The following is an 18431-nucleotide window of genomic DNA, read 5'->3' as shown; positions in this document are numbered from 1 at the left end:
ATCAGCTCCATGTCTCAGGCTCATTCCGTCAACGGGATAAACGCCATCCGAGAGCGTGCCGACTCATCAGCCCTTGCGGCTGGCGAGCTGGCGCAGGCGCTGGGTGCTCTGGAGCAGGCTCTGCTGCTGCACCTCGTTCAAGGGGCACTGCTTGAGCACGTACTCGGCGCTGGCCACCACCGTCTTCCAGCGCGGCGCCTTGGGCAGGGTGTCCAGGCTCAGGTACTTGTCGAGGGTGCGGGTCTGGGGGCTGGATCTGTCCATGTAGACGCGCCACAGCTTGCTCTTCTCCGCCAGCACTATCTTGCCCTTGCCGGTGCTCTGCTGCCAGGCATCCAGGGTGAGGCGCATGGTGTCCACCAGGGCCCGGCGCAGGGGCTCGTCATCCTGCTGGCGGATGAGGTTGTCGGCGAGCGATCTGAATTCGCCGCCGAGCCGGCTCAGTTCCCCCAGCAGATGACCATCCTCGATGATGGCCTGGCGCGACAGGCTCTTGAGGGCGTTCTCCAGCGCCATCACCCGGTTGTCGTCGGGCCGCTGCTCGGTGCTGAGGGTCAGCGCATAGGCGTGCTGCCCCCCAAGGTTGATGGGCAGGGCGCGGGCATTGAGGGCATCCCTCTGGCCCGCCACCAGGAAGCTCAAATCCTGCTCCGGGTGCGCCGCCATGTCGGGCCACTGGCTGGCCAGCGGGCTGGCCAGCCACTCGTCCAGCGGCAGCCCCTCCATGGCTTCCGGCTCCTGGCCCAGCAGGCGGGCCAGTGCCCGGGAGGCGAACAGCACCACTCCCTGACCGTCGATGAAGACGATGGGGTCGGCCCCCTCGCCGAGCAGGGCCAGCAGCCGCTCCTGATCCTGATGCAGCTGTTCCTGCAGCAGCAGGCGGTGCTCTATCTCCTGCTTGAGCAGGCGGTTCTCCACCAGGGAGGCGCGCCCGGCGATCGCTTCCAGCAGCGCCTTGACCCGGGCGAACAGCTCCTCCTTGCAGAAGGGTTTCACCAGATAGTCGTTGGCCCCGGCGTTGAAGCCCTCCTCGATCTCCTTGGGCTGGTTGAGGGCGGTGAGCAGCAGCACCGGCAGTTTGTCCTTGGGGTGCTGCTGGCGCAGGCGGCGGCAGACGTCGAAGCCGGAGAGGGTGGGCATCATCACGTCAAGCAGGATGAGATCCACCGGCTCCTGGGCCAGCTTGGCCAGCGCATCGTGGCCGTCGCTGCTCGGCAGGATGCGATAACCACAGGGCTGCAGCAGGTGGCGCAGTATGTGCAGATTGATGGGCTCGTCATCCACCACCAGGATGAGGGGCGCATCCTCGGGGGGAGGGGGCAGATCCTCGCTCTCCCAGTCCGGCAGGATCAGCGGCTGCTGGCGCACCAGCTGGTGCTCTATCTGGCGGCTGTCGAGGGTCAGGCTGCCGGCCTTGCCACTCGCCAGCGGCAGGGTGAAGGCGAAGGTGGAGCCGACGCTCGGCTCGCTCTCCACGAACAGCTCGCCCCCCATGAGATGTACCAGCTGGCGGGTGATGGAGAGGCCGAGACCGGCCCCCTGCTTGCTCACTTCAGGGCTCATCTGCACCAGGGGCTCGAAGATGTGCTCCAGATGATCCGGGGCTATGCCGATGCCGGTGTCGGTCACTCTGATGCGCAGGAAGTTGCCCTCCACCAGGGCGCTCAGCACTACCTTGCCCTGCGGCGTGTACTTGATGGCATTGCCCACCAGGTTGTAGAGCACCTGTTCGAGGCGCTGCTCGTCGGCCAGTACCGGCGGCAGCTCGGCGGGGCTGATGTCCACCAGGGTGAGGGGCTTGGCCTGCACCAGGTGCTGGCAGAGATCCAGCACCAGCCGGATGACGCCCTTGGAGGAGACCGGCTGGGGGTGGATCTCCAGCTGGCCGTAGCGCATCTGGTGGTAGTCGAGCAGATCGTCCACCAGGCGGGCCAGACCGTCGGCGCTCTTGATGATGAGGCCGAGCTGTTTCTGTTGCCCCTCGGTGAGATCCTGCTGGCTGGCGAGCATGGATTCGGCCATCCCCTTGATGCCGTGGATGGGGGTGCGCAGCTCGTGGGAGGTGTTGGCCAGGAGCTCGTCTTTCAGCTTGTCCGCCTGCTGCAGGCTGAGGTTCTGCTTGTGGGTCAGCTTGACCTGCTGCTGCAGCTCCTGGGTCTGGCGTTCGATGAGCTCTATCTTGTCCTTCACCGAACGCTGCATGTGTCGAAACGCCTGGGCGAGGCGGTCTATGTCGTCGTCGGTGCGCGGTATGGTGATGGGGTGATCCAGGGCGCCGTCGGCCACCTGCTCGGCGGCAGCGGTGAGGGATCGCAGGGGCGCCGTGATGGAGTGGGAGAGCCAGCGGGAGAAGAGGATCAGCAGCAGCAATGAGCCTGCCCCGAGGGCGATGACCAGGGTCTCCAGCTGGCGTATGGGGGCATAGGCCTCGCGGGTGGAGATCTCGGCGATGAAGGCCCACTCGGTGTCGAACACCTTGACCTGGGTGTAGGCGGCCAGCACCTCGTCATCGTGGTAGGAGAGGAAGGGGCCCACCCCCTGCTCCCCGGAGAGCGCCTTGATGACCAGCGGGGTCTGCAGCGGCCGGAAGTCGGGGCCGAAGCTCTTCTCCACGCTGAACTCGGGGGCCAGGGAGGCGTTGGCGCGCATCCGTTTGTCCGGGCCGATGAGGATGGTCTCGCCGGTCTCGCCGAGTCCCTCCCGCTCGGCCATGATCTGGTTCAGCTTGTCCGGCAGCAGCTCGAAGATCACCACGCCGCGCACATAGTCGTACTGCATCACGGGGGCCGCCATATAGGCGACCACCTGGCCGGTCAGCTCGTTGCGGCCGAAATCGGTGAACTCGAAGATCTGCTGGGGCTTCTGGCCACCGTCGAGGCGGCGCTTGATCTTGGCGAAGGTGTTGCCAAGGCCGCTGGTCTGATAGGGGCCGGAGAGCAGGTTGGTGGCGAAGTTGGCGTGCTTGGTGACCGAATAGACCACGTCGCCGTTGAGATCCACCAGGAAGATGTCGCTGTAGTTGGACTTGCGCACCATGTCGGCATAGCCGCGGTGGAAGCGCTGGTGGACCCGGCCATACATCTCGTCCGCCAGGATGAGGGCGCTGATGGAGGGCTCGATGTCGCTGGTGCTGTCGGGTTTTTGCAGCTGATCCCAGGAGCCGGGCACATAGCGGGCCTGGGCGCGGGCGCGGGCCTCCTGGGGGGTGGTGCCGAGCTTTTCGAAGGCGCCGGTGAAGCCGTAGAAACGGCCGATACTGTTGCCGGCAAAGTCCTGCTGGGAGAAGTTGATGATCTGCTCCCTGAGGTTGTCGAAGTAGTCTTCCAGCTGGCTCTTCTTGATGTTGCGCACCGACACCAGGTGATTGGAGGTCTGGGTGGTGAGATCCTTGCCGTGGCTATAGAGGAAAAACAGGGTGACGACCAGGAAGGGCACCAGGCCCAACATGAAGAAAGCCAGCATCAGCTGGGGTCTGAGCCCACGAGGCCTGAAGATCCATTTCATCGCGCGATTTTCAATTGAGAATCCGGTTACTAAGCGCGACGAGTTTCTGACTAAAGGCTAACTATTTCAATGGCTTTATCTGAAATTCGTTCGCCGGGTCACAGGGAATGGAGGGATTTTCGACCAAGGCGTTCAAAGCCTGAGCAAACGCTCCGAAAAAGCGCGCAAAGTCATAAAAAAGGGTTGTGCCCGGGCTCGGGGTACGTATAATGCGCCTCGTTGTCAGGCAACTGGCACGCAAGCAGTCATGCGGGAATAGCTCAGTTGGTAGAGCACGACCTTGCCAAGGTCGGGGTCGCGAGTTCGAGTCTCGTTTCCCGCTCCAATTCTCCATCGCACCAACGATGGATATCACTCTCAAGGCAATGCCTTGTCAGCATGGCGCGTTAGCAAAGCGGTTATGCAGCGGATTGCAAATCCGTTTAGTCCGGTTCGACTCCGGAACGTGCCTCCATCTTCCCCCTGTTTTCCCAGTAAGCAGCAAGCTGAAGCAATAGATTGCACATCCCGTGTGCCAAGATCATGGCTGCTCGGCGAGTCGATCGCACCCATGTCGTTGCCACTCCTTGTGCAGATGGTGTTCCATCTCGATCAGCGCCTCCCCCCGGAACCTGAACGCCAGTTCACCGCCGTGCTCGGCCAGGGCGGTCATGCGCTGGGTCAGGATCGCGCACTGCCACAGGCTGACGGTGGGCACGCCGTGATAGGCGATGTCGATGGCGTCGGCGCGATTGAGCCGCCACTCCTGCCACTGGCTCCAGGCGAGCAGTCCCAGCACGCTCAGGAGCGCCACATCCGCGAGTCTCATCCTCTTCTCTCCCCGTCGTTCCCATCCCCCCGTTAACTCTGGTCCAGTCGTCGCTTTTTGCCACGCTTGTTGTTTTTTGGTTAAAAAATGTAACCCAATTTCATTTTATGGCTTTTTAGCCATTTTTTTACAAAAAAATGGCCATTACGGTGTAGTAATCCTACAGCTTGTGGAGTAATCTTTGCTCAGTGGTCTTACCAGTGAGGCGTTATATCATGTTTCATCCCTTCTCCCTGACTCAGATAATCCTTCGCCGCATCTTCGTCCTGGTGGCGGGTCTGCTCGCCTTCCCGGTGATGCTGTTTCGCCGCGATCGCGCCCGTTTTTACAGCTACCTGCACCGCATCTGGAACAAGACCAGCACCAAGCCGGTGTGGCTCAAGATGAGCGAGCGAGGGGAGCGGATCTTCTACTGACTCCGCTTCAGCAGTGAAAAAAGACAGCCTTGGCTGTCTTTTTTATTGGGCGAGTTTCCAGACTCAGGGCCAAGGCCCCGGTGCCCTGGGGGACGGCATGCCCGTCAGGGCGAGGGCTCCAGCCCGGCCAGCGCCGCCCGCAGGCGGGCGAGGCCGATGGGCTTGAACAGGCAGTCGTTCATGCCGGCGGCGAGGCAGAGTTCCCGCTCCCTGGGCTGGGCATGGGCGGTGAAGCCCCAGACGGGCAGCTCATGGCCGCGGGCACGCAGGTTGCGCGTCAGCTCGAAGCCGTCCATGACCGGCATCTGGCAGTCGGTGATGACGAGATCGAAGGGGTGGCTGGCGACGGCGCGCAGGGCCTCCAGCCCGTTGCTGCGCACGCTGACGTCGTGCCCCAGGTGCTTGAGCTGCTGGCGCAGCAGGGTCTGGTTGGCGTGGTTGTCATCCACCACCAGGATGCGCAGCCGGGTCGGCGGCGCCTTGGGGAGGGCGGGTACCAGGTCCGGCGCCGGGAGGGGCTCATGCTCCGCCAGCGTCAGGGGTAGCCTGATCTCGAGGCGGGTGCCCTCGCCGACCCGGCTGTGGACGCCTATCTCTCCCCCCATCATCTGGCACAGGATGCGGGCGATGTTCAGACCCAGGCCGCTGCCCGGGAAGTGGCCCTGGCCGTGGGCGCGGTAGAAGGGGGTGAAGAGTTGGGGCAGCTTGTCTGCCGCAATGCCGACCCCGGTGTCGGTGATGGTCAGGTGCAGCACCGGGGGCTGGTGTGCGCCATCGTTCAGGGTTGCCGTGATGCTGACCCGGCCCTGTTCGGTGAACTTGATGGCGTTGCCGATGAGGTTGAAGAGGATCTGGCGCAGGCGAAGGGGATCGATCAGCACCTGCGGCAGGGGAGAGTCGGGCAGCCTGACGTCATAGGCCAGCCCCTTCTGCTCGGCCATGCCCCTGAACACCCGGGTCACCGACACCAGCAGCGGCGTGAGCGCGCAGGGCACGGGCGTCAGGGCCATCTGACCCGCCTCTATGCTGGCGATATCCAGGCTGTCCCCGAGCAGATCCAGCAGGCCGTGCGCCGAGTCCGCGGCGATGCGCAGCCACTCGCCGCTGTGGCGGCTGAGGGCGGGATCCTCGGTGGCCAGCTCCAGCATGCCGAGGATGGCGTTCATGGGGGTGCGGATCTCGTGGCTCATGGTGGCGAGGAAATCGCTCTTGGCCCGGCTGGCGCTGTCGGCCTGCAGCTTGGCCTGACGCAGGGCCTCTTCCAGCCGCTTGCGCTCCGTGATGTCGATCCAGCCGTCGATCACCCCGCTGATGGTCCCGTCACCATCGAAGTAGGGCACCATCCAGTGGTAGATGTCGGTCTGCTCCCCCTGCCGGTGGAAGAGGCGATCGGCAAAGACGGGCTGACCCTCCCGCAGCACCCTGGCGAAATCCTGCTCCAGCACCGCGATGCTCTGGTCATCGATCAGCCCCGCCAGCCCCCGGGCGAAGGGCTGGCCCATGACGGCTTCCGGCCGGGCACCGAGCTGGCTCAGGTACTTGCTGTTGCACAGCAATACCTTGCCACCCTTGTCCCGCACGACGATGGGGTGGGGCAGGCTCTCCCCCAGTGCCCGGATGAACCTGACGTGGGCCTCCAGCTGCTGGCGGGAGGCCTGCTCCGAGCTGGCGAGCCGCTTGAGCATGAGGTTGCGGTAGAGCAGCACCAGCGCCAGGGCGAACAGCACGGCAAACAGCAGGTAGAAGGCGTGGGCGTGGCGCTCCATGAAGCCGGGCACCGGCAGTTTGCGGTTGCGCCACTCGTAGCTCATCATGGCCAGCTCGTTGGGGGGGATGGCGAGAATGGTCTTGTCGAGGATCCCCATCAGCATCCCCTGGTCGCGCAGGCTGGCAAATCCCATCCGGATCGGCTCCTCGTCGGCGGGACCGGCGATGCGCAGCCGGGTCTGCGGATCGTTCTCCAGCGCGTGGCGGGCAAAGTAGAGCGGCACTATGGCGGCGTCCAGCCTGCCCCGCTCGACCGCCTGCATCGCCTCTTCGGCGTTCTCCACAATGGTGATACGGCTGCGACCTAGCCGCCCGGCGAGGGGGGTATGGCGGGTCATCCCCACCGTCTTTCCTGCCAGGCTCTGCAGGGTGTCGATGGCGGATACCTCCTGGCGGGTGAGGATCACGTAGATGTCGTCGGCGGCATAGGGAGCCGAGGGACGCAGGCCGTAGCCCTCGGCCACGGGCCGCGAGATGGCGCCGATAAGGTCGATGGCGCCTGACTGCATGGCCTTCGCCAGCTGGCGCTCGGAGTCTGCGCTCACGAACTCGAAGCGAAGGCCGGAGCGTTTGCCCACCCTGGCCAGCATGTCGACCGTCATGCCGGTGAGCTGGCCGTCGTGATCCAGGGCGCCATAGGGGTAGAGGTTGTCCATCAGCCACACCCTGATGGGGGGCGAGCGCCGGATCCAGGCCCGCTCGGCGGCGTCATAGAGATCGCTCGCCCTGTCGTTCATGTCGCGAATGGGCCCGTTCCACTGGGTGAAGACGGCATTGCGGGTGCCTTCGCCGATCGCCTTCAGGCTCTTGTCGACCAGGCTCGACAGCGCGAGGGGGTGGGCCGGCATGGCGAAGCGGAAATCCGCAGGCGCCAGCTCGGGCGGGGCCTCGCCGCGCTGGCGCAGGTAGTCGAAGCGCTCGCTGTTGAGGTAGTGCATGGAGTGGGCATCCCCCAAGAGCACGTCCTGGCGGCCGAAGAAGACGGCGTCGAAGGCCTCCGCGTTGGAGGGGTAGGTCGCCAGGGTGAGGGTGGGGTAGTAGCGCTTGAACCTCTGCACGTCGATCTGCCCCTGGACGGCGGCGACGCGCTGCCCCGGTGTCAGCAGAGGCCCCTGATGGGCTTTGGGGGTCGAGAAGATGAGGGGGGCACTGAAGTAGGGGACACTCAGGCGGATGCCGCTGCTGTCCGTGTCCGCCAGGGTCAGGTTGCCGAGGCTGGCGAGGTGGATCTCCCCCTGGCGCAGGGCGCGCAGCAGGTGCGCCTTGTCCGGAAAGGTGCGCAGCTCCAGGGGTTTTTGCAGGGTCCTTGCCAGGAGATCGAGATAATCGGCGCAGAGGCCCTCGAAACGCTGCTGCGCGATGATCATGCTGAACGGGCGATAGTCGTGCTGCAGGAGGCCGACCCGCAGTTGCGGGGTCTGCCGCAGCCACGCCAGCTCGGCGTCTGTCCAGCGGGGCGGGAGGATCTCGGGAGCGTGGCGGCTGTAGAGGGTCAAGGCCTGCACCGGTTGCAGGCACAGCAGACAGAGCAGGATCAGTGATCGATAGAGGTTCATCATGCCACCCGACGCGACAGTCATCCCTGCCCGGTCTTGTTCAAAGGCGGCCATTCTACCGGAAAACGGCTATAACGAGTCCCTTATTTGGGCTCATCCCCCCCATAAAAAGGCGCCCGGTCGACGGCCTGGCCACCCGCCGGACACCCCCGTCGCGTCCCTCGCTCACCCGAACCTGTAGGCCCCCATGTAGAGGCTGCCGTAGTCCCAGCTGTCGTGCAGCTTCCGGGGCCTGTCGGTGCCGGCGGCCCCCAGCGCCACGAACAGCGGGCGCAGGTGATCGTCGTGGGGGTGGGACTCCACCGCCCCGGGGGCGCGGGCGCGGTAATCCTCCAGCGCCTCCCTGTCCCCCTCCTCCATGGCCTGCTCCAGCCAGCGGGCGAACTGGCTCGCCCACAGGGGGACGGGAGCGCCGTCCGGCCCGAGGGCGCGCAGGTTGTGGGTGATGGCACCGGAGGCGAGGATGCCGATCCCCTGCTCGCGCAGGCTCTGCAGCGCCTCTCCCAGCCGCCACAGCTGGCCGGGGCCGAAGCCGGCGGGCAGGGAGAGCTGCACCAGGGGGATCTCGCTGTGGGGATCCATCAGGGAGAGCGGCGACCAGACCCCGTGATCCAGTTCGCGCCTGATCGGGGTGGCGGGCAGGCCGGCCAGCAGCAGCTGATCGCTCACCGCCTCTTGCAGCCACTGGGGGCTCCTGGCGGGCCAGCGGATCCGGTAGAGAGGCTCGGGGAAGCCGTAGAAGTCGTACATCAAGGCCGGGCTGGGCTCGACGTTGATCTGCGGCTCGCTTCGGCTGAACCAGTGGGCCGAGAGCACCACCAGCCCCTTGATATCCCCAAGGCGCAGGGTCTTGAGAAATTGGGTCGCAGGCTGGTCGCGCAGGACCAGATCCGGGGCGCCGTGAGAGATGAACCAGACGGGGGCGATAGCCATGGCGAAACTCCTTGTTGGCGGTGTGGGCCCGCTTGGCCGGCACCGCGATAAACGGGTCAGGGGCTGGGCCGCTGACGATGAGGTCATTATCTGCCCCGGGAGTGGAGTTAACAATCTAGTGCAATGTGTAAGCACTGTTCACCTTGGGTTGATAGTCATGGGGCTGAGATGGCGGGCGGCAACGACAGGAACAGAAACAACAAGGCCGGCGCAATGCGCCGGCCTTGTTGCCGTGACGAAGGGGGGTTACTGAATGCCCAGCAGCTCCACGTCGAAGATGAGTACTGTACCCAGTGGGATCTTGCCGGAGGGCGTCACTGAATGCCCAGCAGTTCCACGTCGAAGATGAGTACTGTACCCAGTGGGATCTTGCCGGAGGGCGTCACTGAATGCCCAGCAGCTCCACATCGAAGATCAGCACGGATCCCGGCGGTATCTTGCCGGCGGTGCGATCGCCGTAGGCCAGGCTGGCGGGGATGTAGAAGCGGGTCTTCTCCCCTTCCACCATCAGCTGCACCCCTTCGGTCCAGCCCTTGATCACCTGGTTCAGGCTGAACTCGATGGGCTCGCCACGGGCGATGGAGCTGTCGAACACTGTGCCGTCCAGCAGCTTGCCCTCGTAGTGCACCTTCACCTTGCTGGTGGCGGTGGGGTGGACGGTGCCGGTGCCCGGGGTCAGCACCTCGTACTGCAGGCCGGAAGCCGTGGTGGTCACCAGGGGCTTCTCCTTGTTGCCGGCGAGGAACTCGGCGCCCTTGCGCACGTTCTCTTCCGCCAGCTTCCGGTTGTTGCTGCTCGAATAGAAGTAGTAGGCGACGCCGGCAACCAGCAGCGCGATCAGAATGAATTTCATCGGGTTTTCCTTACATGCCATGAAGGGCGCATCTTATCCCAGCCGGGGAGGGAGGGCGAGGGGGGATGCCGGGGGATGTGACCGGGCGGGCAATGTGCCGGGGGCTGCGGCGTCTCCCCCGGCCGTCGTGCCGTTACTTGACCGCCACCATCATCAGGGCGGGCAGGGCGAAGAAGAGCCCGCCCACGTAACCCAGCGCCAGCAGCTTGTTCTCGCTGCCGACCCGGGCCAGGGTCTCGGCGGCCCGGATGGGCAGCTCCCGAAGGAAGGGCACCCCGTAGATGAGCACCACGGCAAACAGGTTGAACAGCACGTGCACCAAAGCGATGGTCAGGGCCAGCTGGGCTCCGGCGCCGCTGATGGCGGTGGCGGCCAGCAGGGCCGTGATGGTGGTGCCGATGTTGGCCCCCAGGGTGAAGGGGTAGAGCTGGCGGGTGTTGAACACGCCGCCGCCCGCCAGGGGGATCATCAGGCTGGTGGTGGTGGAGGAGGATTGCACCATGACGGTGACCAGGGTGCCGGAGGCGATGCCGGTCAGCGGACCGCGGCCCAGGGCCTTGTGCAGCAGCTCCTTGGCGCGGCCCACCATGACCCGTTGCAGCACCTTGCCGAGGGCGGTGACGCAGAACAGGATCAGCAGGATGCCGATGACGATGGTGGCGATGGGTGCCCCCTTGCCCGGCAGGAAGGCGACGGCACCGTCGATGAGATCCTGGGACGGGGAGATGAGGGGCTTCATAAAGTCCATCCCCTTCATGGACAGGTCGGCAGAGCCCAGCAGCAGGCCGGCGATCCCTTCCGCGCTCTTTTGCAGCAGGCCGAACATCAGCTCCAGCGGCAGGAAGATGAAGACCGCCAGCAGGTTGAAGAAGTCGTGCACCGTGGCGGCGGCGAAGGCGCGGCGAAACTCGCCTCTGTCCCGGATGTGGCCGAGGGAGACGATGGTGTTGGTGATGGTGGTGCCGAGGTTGGCCCCCATCACCATGGGGATGGCCATGCCCATGGGCAGGCCGCCGGCCACCAGGCCGACGATCACCGAGGTGACCGTGCTGGAGGACTGCACCAGGGCCGTGGCCAGGATGCCGAGCAGCAGGGCCACGAAGGGGTTGTTGGCAAATGCGAAGATCTGGGCCGCGCCCTCGGCGCCACCGGAGAAGCCCTTGAAGCCGTGGGAGACGGCGCCGACGGCGACCAGGATCAGGTAGACGAGGGTGATCACCGCCAGCCAGTTGAACAATGGACTGGTCGCGCGGGACTCGTGCGGTGTGGAAGAAGCGGTGCTGTGCATGTGGCCTCTTGGGACGTGCTGCGTTGAATGGGACGGGCGCATTAGAGCAGTGCTCCATGACAGAAATATGACAAAGTGACACTTTTATGATGGTTTGATGACATCTCTCAGGGCAGTGCCTGCGGCCGGGTGCTGACAGAAAGTGTCGGAGCCAGCCGGATTAGGGCGCCATCCGGCCCACAACCCGTCGGGCGCCTTGCACCGTGCGCCCAGGGTTATATGCTGACCCTTTCCTTCAACGAGAGTGGTGCTGTTATGAAAGCATGGGTGTTGTGTCTTTCCCTGGGTCTGCTGTCTGCCGGTGCGCAGGCTGGCGTGTTCAAGTCCGAATGCAACCTCGACAAGGCGGTCAGGAACGAGGCGATGAACGCCACCCTGGGGGTCAAGGGCAACTGCGATGCCGACAAGCTGGTGCGCCAGCAGAAGGAGAAGGCGGCCACCGAGGTGAAGAAGAGCACCTCGGCGGTGGTGGACAAGCAGACGGCCGGGCTGAAAGAGGCGAAGAAGAGTGCCACGGACACGCTGGACAAGAAGACCTCCGGCCTCAAGGAGACCAACGAGGAACTGAAAGCGACCCGGCAGAAGGTCAACCAGACCGAGAAGAACGTGAAGGCCGTGGCCAAGGATCCGGTCAAGGCCGCCGCCACCGCGGTCATCAATCAGGGCTGATTGTCCGCGCGGCGGATGTCTGGATGCAAGAAGGGGAGCCATGGGCTCCCCTTCTGTTTGGCCGATCGCCGCGGCTTACTGGCCGTCGGCCGCCTCCTCGTACTGACGGAAGGGGATGCGCAGCACCGCGATCCGCAGGAAGAGGTAGGCCACCCCGATCCCCGCCCAGATGAGGCCCAGTTCCAGGGAGCTCTGCTCCAGATTGATCCAGAGCGCCCCTATGGTGGCGGCGCCGAGCAGCGGCAGCACCAGGAACAGCAGGTTGTCCTTCAGGCTCTTGTTGCGCTGCTCGCGCACCCAGAACTGGCCGATCACCGACAGGTTGACGAAGGTGAAGGCCACCAGGGCGCCGAAGTTCACCAGGGCCAGCGCCATGTCCAGATCGAAGGAGACCGCGGAGAGCGCCAGGGCCCCCACCAGCAGCACGTTGATGGCCGGGGTGCGCCAGGTGGGGTGGATGTAGCCGAACACCCGCTCCGGGATCATGCGATCGCGCCCCATCACGTAGAGGATGCGCGACACCCCGGCGTGGGCCGCCATGCCGGAGGCGAGTACCGCTACCGTGGTGCAGACCAGCACCACGCTCTGGAACAGGGTGCCACCCACGTAGAGCGCGATCTCAGGCAGCACGGCATCCGGCTCCTTGAAGCGGGCCAGATCCGGGAAGAACAGCTGCAGGCTGTAGGAGACGGTGACGAAGATGATGCCGCCGATCAGCGCCGTCAGCACGATGGCGCGCGGGATCACCTTGCCGGCGTTCGGGGTCTCCTCCGACAGCGAACTCAGTCCGTCGAAGCCGAGGAAGGAGAAGCACAAGATGGTGGCGCCGGTGAACAGCGGCAGCATGCTGGCGGACTCCACGTGGAACGGACGGCTGCTCACCAGGGTGCCGGCCCCCTCGCCATGGCTCAGGCCCCAGGCGATGAGGCCGAGGAAGGTGACGATGATGGCGATCTGGATGAAGACGATGACGCCGTTGAAGTTCGCCACCAGCTTGATGCCGCGCAGGTTCAGGAAGGTCATCACGGTCACCAGGCCGAAGATGAAGATCCAGGGCTCCACGTTCGGGAACATGGCGGTCAGGTAGATCTTGGCCAGCAGGATGTTGATCATCGGCATGAACATGTAGTCCAGCAGGGAGGACCAGCCCACCATGAAGCCCACATAGGGGTTGAACACCTTCTGGGCATAGGTATAGGCGGAGCCCGCCGAGGGGAACTTGCGCACCAGGTGGCCGTAGCTGAAGGCGGTGAGCAGGATGCCGCCGAGCGCCAGCAGGTAGGCGGTGGCCACGCGGCCATCGGTGATGTCGCCGACGATGGCGAAGGTATCGAACACCGCCATGGGCGTGAGGTAAGCCAGACCCATCACCACCACCTGGAACAGGGTGAGCGTCTTGAGCAGCTTGGCGCCGGCCATCACGCTTTCTCCTCTGCGAACGCCCGGGAGGCGAAGGGGGACGGGATCAGGGACGCGGCAGCGCGCTCCTGGACACAGGGGGCGCCTGTCTGTGACACAGATGCGTGGCGCACGCCGGCGGGGACCGGCAGGAAAGCAGTGAAATGCCCCATGTTTTTCCTCACAACGTCGGGAGATTGCCCGGCAATCTCGGTATCAATTCCGGCACAAGGTCCGGCCTCTTGGTGGATGGTGGTGTGCCCCAAAAAAGCAAAGAACCGATGTCGTAACAACATCGGCTCTCAAGGGGCGCCGTATTGTGCCCTCAGGGTGGGACGGAGACAAGGGAAAAAGGCCGCAAACGGGGATTTTGTTGACCGGAGTCAACCCCGTCATCGGGTGTGCGCAGCGGTCGTGGCCGAAGGGGTGGGGCGGGGGGACAGTGGCCCGGATTATCCGGAAAAGAGCCCGCACCGGGCGGGCTCGTTGGGGGGAAGGGCGCTATCAGGAGAGATCGGTCTCCGGCCGGCCGAGGGGAACCCGGAACACCGTCAGGCGCAGCAGCAGGTAGAGGGCGCCGAGGGCGGCCCAGATCAGCCCCAGCTCGAAGGAGGAGGGTTCGAGGTTGAGCCAGAGCACCCCGATGCAGGCGGCGCCGCACAGCGGCAGGGCCAGGAACACCAGGTGATCCCGCAGCGTCTTGTTGTGGCCGAGCTTGACGTAGAAGTGGGCGATCACCGCCAGGTTGACGAAGGTGAAGGCCACCAGGGCGCCGAAGTTGATCAGGGCCAGCGCCATCTCCAGGTCGAACGACACGGCGGAGAGCGCCAGGGCCCCCACCAGCAGCACGTTCAGGGCCGGGGTCTGCCACCTGGGGTGGATGTAGGAGAAGAAGCGGCTCGGCAGGGCGCGATCCCGCCCCATCACGTAGAGCAGGCGCGACACCCCGGCGTGGGAGGCGAGCCCGGAGGCGAGCACCGCCACGGTCGTGCAGACCAGCACCACCGCCTGGAACAGCTTGCCGCCGACGTAGAGCGCGATCTCCGGCAGCACCGCATCCGGCTGCTGGAAGCGGGAGATGTCCGGGAAAAACAGCTGCAGGAAGTAGGAGACCGAGATGAAGAGCACGCCGCCGATGAGCGCGGTCAGCACGATGGCGCGGGGGATCACCCGGTCCGCGTTCGGGGTCTCCTCGCACAATGTGCTGATGGCGTCGAAGCCCAGGAACGACAGGCAGAGGATGGAGGCGCCGGTGAACAGGGGCACCAGGGCCATCTGATCCGAGAAGAAGGGACGGCTGCTCGCCACTGTGCCGAGCCCCTCGCCATGGGCAACACCCCAGGCGATGAGGCCGATGAAGACGGCGATGATGCTGAACTGCATGATGACGATCAGGCTGTTGAAGTTCGCCACCAGCTTGATGCCGCGCAGGTTCAGGAAGGTCATGACGGCGGTCAGGGCCAGGATGTAGGTCCAGGGCTCCAGGTTCGGGAACAGGGCCTCCATGTAGATCTTGGCCAGCAGCATGTTGATCATCGGCATGAACATGTAGTCGAGCAGGGAGACCCAGCCCACCATGAAGCCCACATAGGGGTGAAACACCTTCTGGGCATAGGTGTAGGCGGAGCCTGCCGAGGGGAACTTGCGCACCAGGTGGCCGTAGCTCATGGCGGTGAACAGCATGCCGACCAGGGCGAACAGATAGGCGGTGGGCACATGGCCTTCGGTGATCTCGGTGACGATGCCGAAGGTGTCGAACACGGCCATGGGGGTCAGATAGGCCAGACCCATGATGACCACGTGCCAGAGTTTCAGGCTCTTTTTCAGGCCGACGGGGTGGGCATTCATCATGCGTTCTCCCCTGTCCGGACCGAGGGGATCAGGCTGACGGCGGCGTCATCCTGTGCAGTGGGGGCGCCGGTCTGTTGCACAGACGAGTGGCGCAGACCGGCGCAGGCCGGCAGGAAAGCGGTGAAATGCCCCATGGTGTTCCTCATCGAAGAAGCGGTGTCGTGAGATGGCTGTCCATCTCGCTATCATTTCCGGTCGGTTCCGGCCTCGTTATGGATTTGTTTGCCGCAAAAAAAGAACCGGGCTGCGATGAGCGGACGGTCCTTTGAAGCGGAGGCGCATTGTGCATTCGTGCTGCCCCCTTGACAAGCATATCAAGGAGGCAAAAACGCATTTTTTTGCACTCAGGCGCGGCGCTCTCTCCCTGGCTAATCCAGGGCGGTGAGCAGGGCCTGCTCGAGCAGGTCCAGCCCCTCGTCGACGATGGCCGCCGGGGCGGTCAGGGGGGCCAGGAAGCGGATCACGTTGCCGCGCACGCCGCAGGCCAGCAGCACCAGACCGCGCTTGCCCGCCTCGGCCACCAGTCTCCTGGTGAGGTCGGGATCCGGCCGGCCGGCGTCGCCTCCCTTGATCAGCTCCATGGCCACCATGGCGCCGGGACCGCGGATGTCGCCGATGCAGTCGAACCGCGCCGCCAGCTTGTGCAGGCGCGCCTTGATCTGCTCGCCCTGGGCCAGGGCCTGCTGGTTCAGACGCTCCTCCTCGATGACCTCGAGCACCGCCAGGGCGGCGGCGCAGGCGATGGGGGAGCCGGCATAGGTGCCGCCGAGGCCGCCCGGCTTGGCGGCGTTCATGATGTCGCTCTTGCCCACCACGGCGGAGAGGGGGAAGCCGCCGGCCAGGCTCTTGGCGAGTGTCATGATGTCCGGCTCTATGCCGGCATATTCGGTGGCGAAGGTCTTGCCGGTGCGACAGAAGCCGCTCTGGATCTCGTCGCAGATGAGCAGGATGCCGTGCTGATCGCACACGCTGCGCAGCTTCTGCAGGAAGCTCGGGGAGGCGACGTAGAAGCCCCCCTCGCCCTGCACCGGCTCTATGATGATGGCGGCCACCCGGCTCGGCTCGATGTCGGCGCTGAAGCAGAGCTCAAGGGCGGCCAGGGCGTCCGCCTCGCTCACCCCCAGGTAGTCGGCGGGGAAGGGCAGGTGATAGACCTCGCCCGGGAAGGGGCCGAAGCCGGTCTTGTAGGGCACCACCTTGCCGGTGAGCGCCATCCCCATCATGGTGCGGCCGTGGAAGCCCCCCTTGAAGGCGATGGTGCCGCTGCGACCGGTGTGGGCGCGGGCGATCTTGATGGCGTTCTCCACCGCCTCGGCGCCGGTGGAGAGGAAGAGGGTGCGCTTGGGGGTCGGCCCCGGCACCAGGGCATTCAATTTTTCCGCCAGCTCGATGTAGCCGGGGTAGGGGGTGACCTGGAAGCAGGTGTGGCTGAACTTCTCCAGCTGGGCGCGCACCGCCGCCACCACCTTGGGGTGGTTGTGGCCGGTGTTGAGCACGGCGATGCCGGAGGCGAAGTCGATGTAGCGGTTGCCCTCCACGTCCCACAGCTCGGCGTTGTGCGCCCGGTCGATGAAGACCGGCAGCAGGGTGCCGACCCCCTGTACCACGGCCGCTTCGCGGCGGGCCTGCCAGCCCTGGTTGTTGCTTGAATGACTCATCTTTCCTCCCTGAGGGGCACGGGCCCCTGTCTCAATGTGGCGAGGCCCCCTTGGGAGCACTCACTTCGTCCTTGTTGACCGATATGGCTGCGCCGGCGGATAGCGGGCCTGATGCAGGGGCCCGGCCGCCGGCGCAAGGTGTGGCTGCCTAGCGGATGCCGCCGAAGCAGAGGTATTTGGTCTCGAGGTACTCCTCCAGCCCCTCGGCCGCCCCTTCCCGGCCCAGCCCCGACTCCTTGATGCCGCCGAAGGGGGCCAGCTCGGTCGAGATGATCCCCTCGTTGATGCCCACCATGCCGTATTCCAGCCGCTCGGCCACCCGCCAGACGCGGGCGATGTCGCGGCCATAGAAGTAGGCGGCCAGGCCATAGGGGGTGTCGTTGGCGAGCGCGATGGCCTCATCCTCGGTCTCGAAGCGCACCAGGGGGGCGACGGGCCCGAAGATCTCCTCGTCCAGGATGGGGTTGCCCTTGCCGACCCCGGTCAGGATAGTGGGGCGGTAGAAGAGCGGGCCGGCGGGGTGGGCTTCGCCGCCCACCAGCACCCGGGCACCGGCGGCGGTGGCCTCCCTGACCAGGCTCGCCACCTTGTCGGCGGCGGCCGGGTTGATGAGGGGCCCGATCTGGACGCCCTCGCCCATGCCGTCGCCCACCTTGAAGTCCCGCACCGCGGCCGCCAGCTTGTCGGCGAAGGCGTCATAGACCCCGGCCTGTACCAGGATGCGGTTGGCGCAGACGCAGGTCTGGCCCGCGTTGCGGTACTTGGAGGCCAGGGCCCCGGCCACGGCGGCGTCGAGATCCGCGTCGTCAAACACGATGAAGGGGGCGTTGCCGCCGAGCTCGAGGGAGAGCCGCTTCATGGTGTCGGCGCACTGGCGCATCAAGAGCTTGCCGATGCGGGTGGAGCCGGTGAAGGAGAGCTTGCGCACCGTCTTGTTGCTGCACAGCTCGTCGCCCACCGCGCTCGCCTGATGGCTGGTGACGATGTTGATGACCCCGGCGGGGATGCCCGCCTGCTCCGCCAGGGCCGCCAGGGCCAGGGCGCAGAGCGGGGTCTCGGCGGCGGGCTTGATGACGATGGTGCAGCCGGCGGCCAGGGCCGGTCCCGCCTTGCGGGTGATCATGGCGATGGGGAAGTTCCAGGGGGTGATGGCGGCGACCACGCCCACCGGCTGTTTGATGGTGGCCAGGCGCCGATCGGCGGAGAAGCCGGGTATGGTGCGGCCATAGGCACGCTTGCCCTCTTCCGCGAACCACTGGATGAAGCTGGCGCCGTAGGCCACCTCCCCTTTGGCCTCCGCCAGCGGCTTGCCCTGCTCGCAGGTCATGATGCGGGCCAGCTCCTCCTGGTTGGCCATGATGAGCTCGAACCAGGCCTGGAGCCGGCTGCTGCGCTCCTTGGCGGTGAGGGCCGCCCAGGCGGGCTGGGCCGCGTGGGCCGCTTCGATGGCGAGCCGGGTGTCCTCCCCGTCCATGTCGGGCACCTGGGTGATGGGCTGGCCAGTCGCCGGGTTCAGGACCTCGAACCGGCGCCCGTCCCTGGCCTCGCACCAGCGACCGTCTATATAGGCAAGGGACTTGATCAGGGAGAGAGCGGGTTGTGATGCTGACATAGATAGGAAGCCTCGATTGTGGGTCTGGGTGGCTCACGCATGCCGGGGTGCCACCGTATAGAATAATAAGCACGTAACGACCATAAAGTGAGCCGAAATGTTTTTCAAGTGTTAAATA

The 18431-nt window shown here is 65.3% G+C and carries 13 protein-coding genes and 2 tRNA genes; 4 read left to right on the top strand and 11 right to left on the bottom strand.

Features of this window, described 5'->3' with window-relative positions:
- Nucleotides 1-66: 66 nt before the first annotated feature.
- Nucleotides 67-3504 carry an ATP-binding protein gene (locus R2B70_RS13985; RefSeq protein WP_318161783.1) on the bottom strand — a complete coding sequence of 1146 codons (3438 nt, stop codon included), beginning with the start codon at nucleotides 3502-3504 and terminating at the stop codon, nucleotides 67-69.
- A 249-nt stretch (nucleotides 3505-3753) separates the two neighbouring features.
- On the opposite strand from R2B70_RS13985, the gene R2B70_RS13980 reads away from it, so the two are divergent.
- Together R2B70_RS13980 and R2B70_RS13975 are read left to right on the top strand one after the other, a co-directional pair.
- Nucleotides 3754-3829: transfer RNA gene (locus R2B70_RS13980), tRNA-Gly, on the top strand.
- 55 nt (nucleotides 3830-3884) lie between these two features.
- Nucleotides 3885-3958: transfer RNA gene (locus R2B70_RS13975), tRNA-Cys, on the top strand.
- A gap of 66 nt (nucleotides 3959-4024) precedes the next feature.
- Here R2B70_RS13975 and R2B70_RS13970 read toward each other — a convergent pair.
- Nucleotides 4025-4312, bottom strand: coding sequence for a hypothetical protein (locus tag R2B70_RS13970; RefSeq protein ID WP_318161782.1), 288 nt, complete (start codon nucleotides 4310-4312; stop codon nucleotides 4025-4027).
- Between the two features lie 215 nt (nucleotides 4313-4527).
- On the opposite strand from R2B70_RS13970, the gene R2B70_RS13965 reads away from it, so the two are divergent.
- Nucleotides 4528-4728: a YbfA family protein gene (locus R2B70_RS13965; protein WP_209794484.1), complete on the top strand. Its 201-nt coding sequence runs from the start codon at nucleotides 4528-4530 to the stop codon at nucleotides 4726-4728.
- 104 nt (nucleotides 4729-4832) lie between these two features.
- Here R2B70_RS13965 and R2B70_RS13960 read toward each other — a convergent pair whose 3' ends face one another.
- The 4 genes from R2B70_RS13960 to R2B70_RS13945 all read right to left on the bottom strand — a co-directional run bounded on the left by R2B70_RS13960 (nucleotide 4833) and on the right by R2B70_RS13945 (nucleotide 11125).
- Entirely contained in the window at nucleotides 4833-8051 is a 3219-nt protein-coding gene (locus R2B70_RS13960; RefSeq protein ID WP_318163360.1) for a response regulator, read from the bottom strand.
- A gap of 165 nt (nucleotides 8052-8216) precedes the next feature.
- Complete coding sequence (locus R2B70_RS13955; protein WP_216990733.1) at nucleotides 8217-8984, bottom strand: DODA-type extradiol aromatic ring-opening family dioxygenase; 768 nt, start codon at nucleotides 8982-8984, stop codon at nucleotides 8217-8219.
- Nucleotides 8985-9366: 382 nt separating this feature from the next.
- Nucleotides 9367-9837, bottom strand: a complete 471-nt coding sequence (locus tag R2B70_RS13950; RefSeq protein ID WP_318161781.1) for an FKBP-type peptidyl-prolyl cis-trans isomerase — start codon at nucleotides 9835-9837, stop codon at nucleotides 9367-9369.
- A 133-nt stretch (nucleotides 9838-9970) separates the two neighbouring features.
- On the bottom strand, nucleotides 9971-11125 hold the full coding sequence (locus R2B70_RS13945) for a Na/Pi symporter (protein WP_318161780.1): 1155 nt from the start codon (nucleotides 11123-11125) through the stop codon (nucleotides 9971-9973).
- Between the two features lie 255 nt (nucleotides 11126-11380).
- On the opposite strand from R2B70_RS13945, the gene R2B70_RS13940 reads away from it, so the two are divergent.
- Nucleotides 11381-11794 carry a hypothetical protein gene (locus tag R2B70_RS13940; protein WP_209794489.1) on the top strand — a complete coding sequence of 138 codons (414 nt, stop codon included), beginning with the start codon at nucleotides 11381-11383 and terminating at the stop codon, nucleotides 11792-11794.
- A gap of 75 nt (nucleotides 11795-11869) precedes the next feature.
- On the opposite strand, the gene R2B70_RS13935 is transcribed toward R2B70_RS13940, so the two are convergent.
- From R2B70_RS13935 to R2B70_RS13915, 5 genes are all read right to left on the bottom strand, one after another.
- On the bottom strand, nucleotides 11870-13213 hold the full coding sequence (locus R2B70_RS13935) for an APC family permease (protein ID WP_209794490.1): 1344 nt from the start codon (nucleotides 13211-13213) through the stop codon (nucleotides 11870-11872).
- A 483-nt stretch (nucleotides 13214-13696) separates the two neighbouring features.
- Nucleotides 13697-15040 (bottom strand): APC family permease, encoded by a 1344-nt coding sequence (locus R2B70_RS13930; RefSeq protein ID WP_209794600.1) that lies wholly within the window; start codon nucleotides 15038-15040, stop codon nucleotides 13697-13699.
- The gene (locus R2B70_RS13925; protein ID WP_209794491.1) at nucleotides 15040-15177 is read right to left on the bottom strand and encodes a hypothetical protein; all 138 of its coding nucleotides are present in this window, start codon (nucleotides 15175-15177) and stop codon (nucleotides 15040-15042) included. The genes R2B70_RS13930 and R2B70_RS13925 overlap by 1 nt, the downstream gene beginning before the upstream one ends.
- 234 nt (nucleotides 15178-15411) lie before the next feature.
- Entirely contained in the window at nucleotides 15412-16701 is a 1290-nt protein-coding gene (gene gabT, locus R2B70_RS13920) for a 4-aminobutyrate--2-oxoglutarate transaminase (RefSeq protein ID WP_318161779.1), read from the bottom strand.
- Nucleotides 16702-16849: 148 nt separating this feature from the next.
- Entirely contained in the window at nucleotides 16850-18313 is a 1464-nt protein-coding gene (locus R2B70_RS13915; RefSeq protein ID WP_318161778.1) for an NAD-dependent succinate-semialdehyde dehydrogenase, read from the bottom strand.
- Nucleotides 18314-18431: the final 118 nt, after the last annotated feature.

This window comes from Aeromonas sp. XH (assembly GCF_033348475.1).
Lineage (GTDB): Bacteria > Pseudomonadota > Gammaproteobacteria > Enterobacterales > Aeromonadaceae > Aeromonas > Aeromonas sanarellii.
The sequence above is the reverse complement of the archived record's forward strand: the minus strand, read 5'-3'. Positions and strand labels throughout refer to the sequence as shown.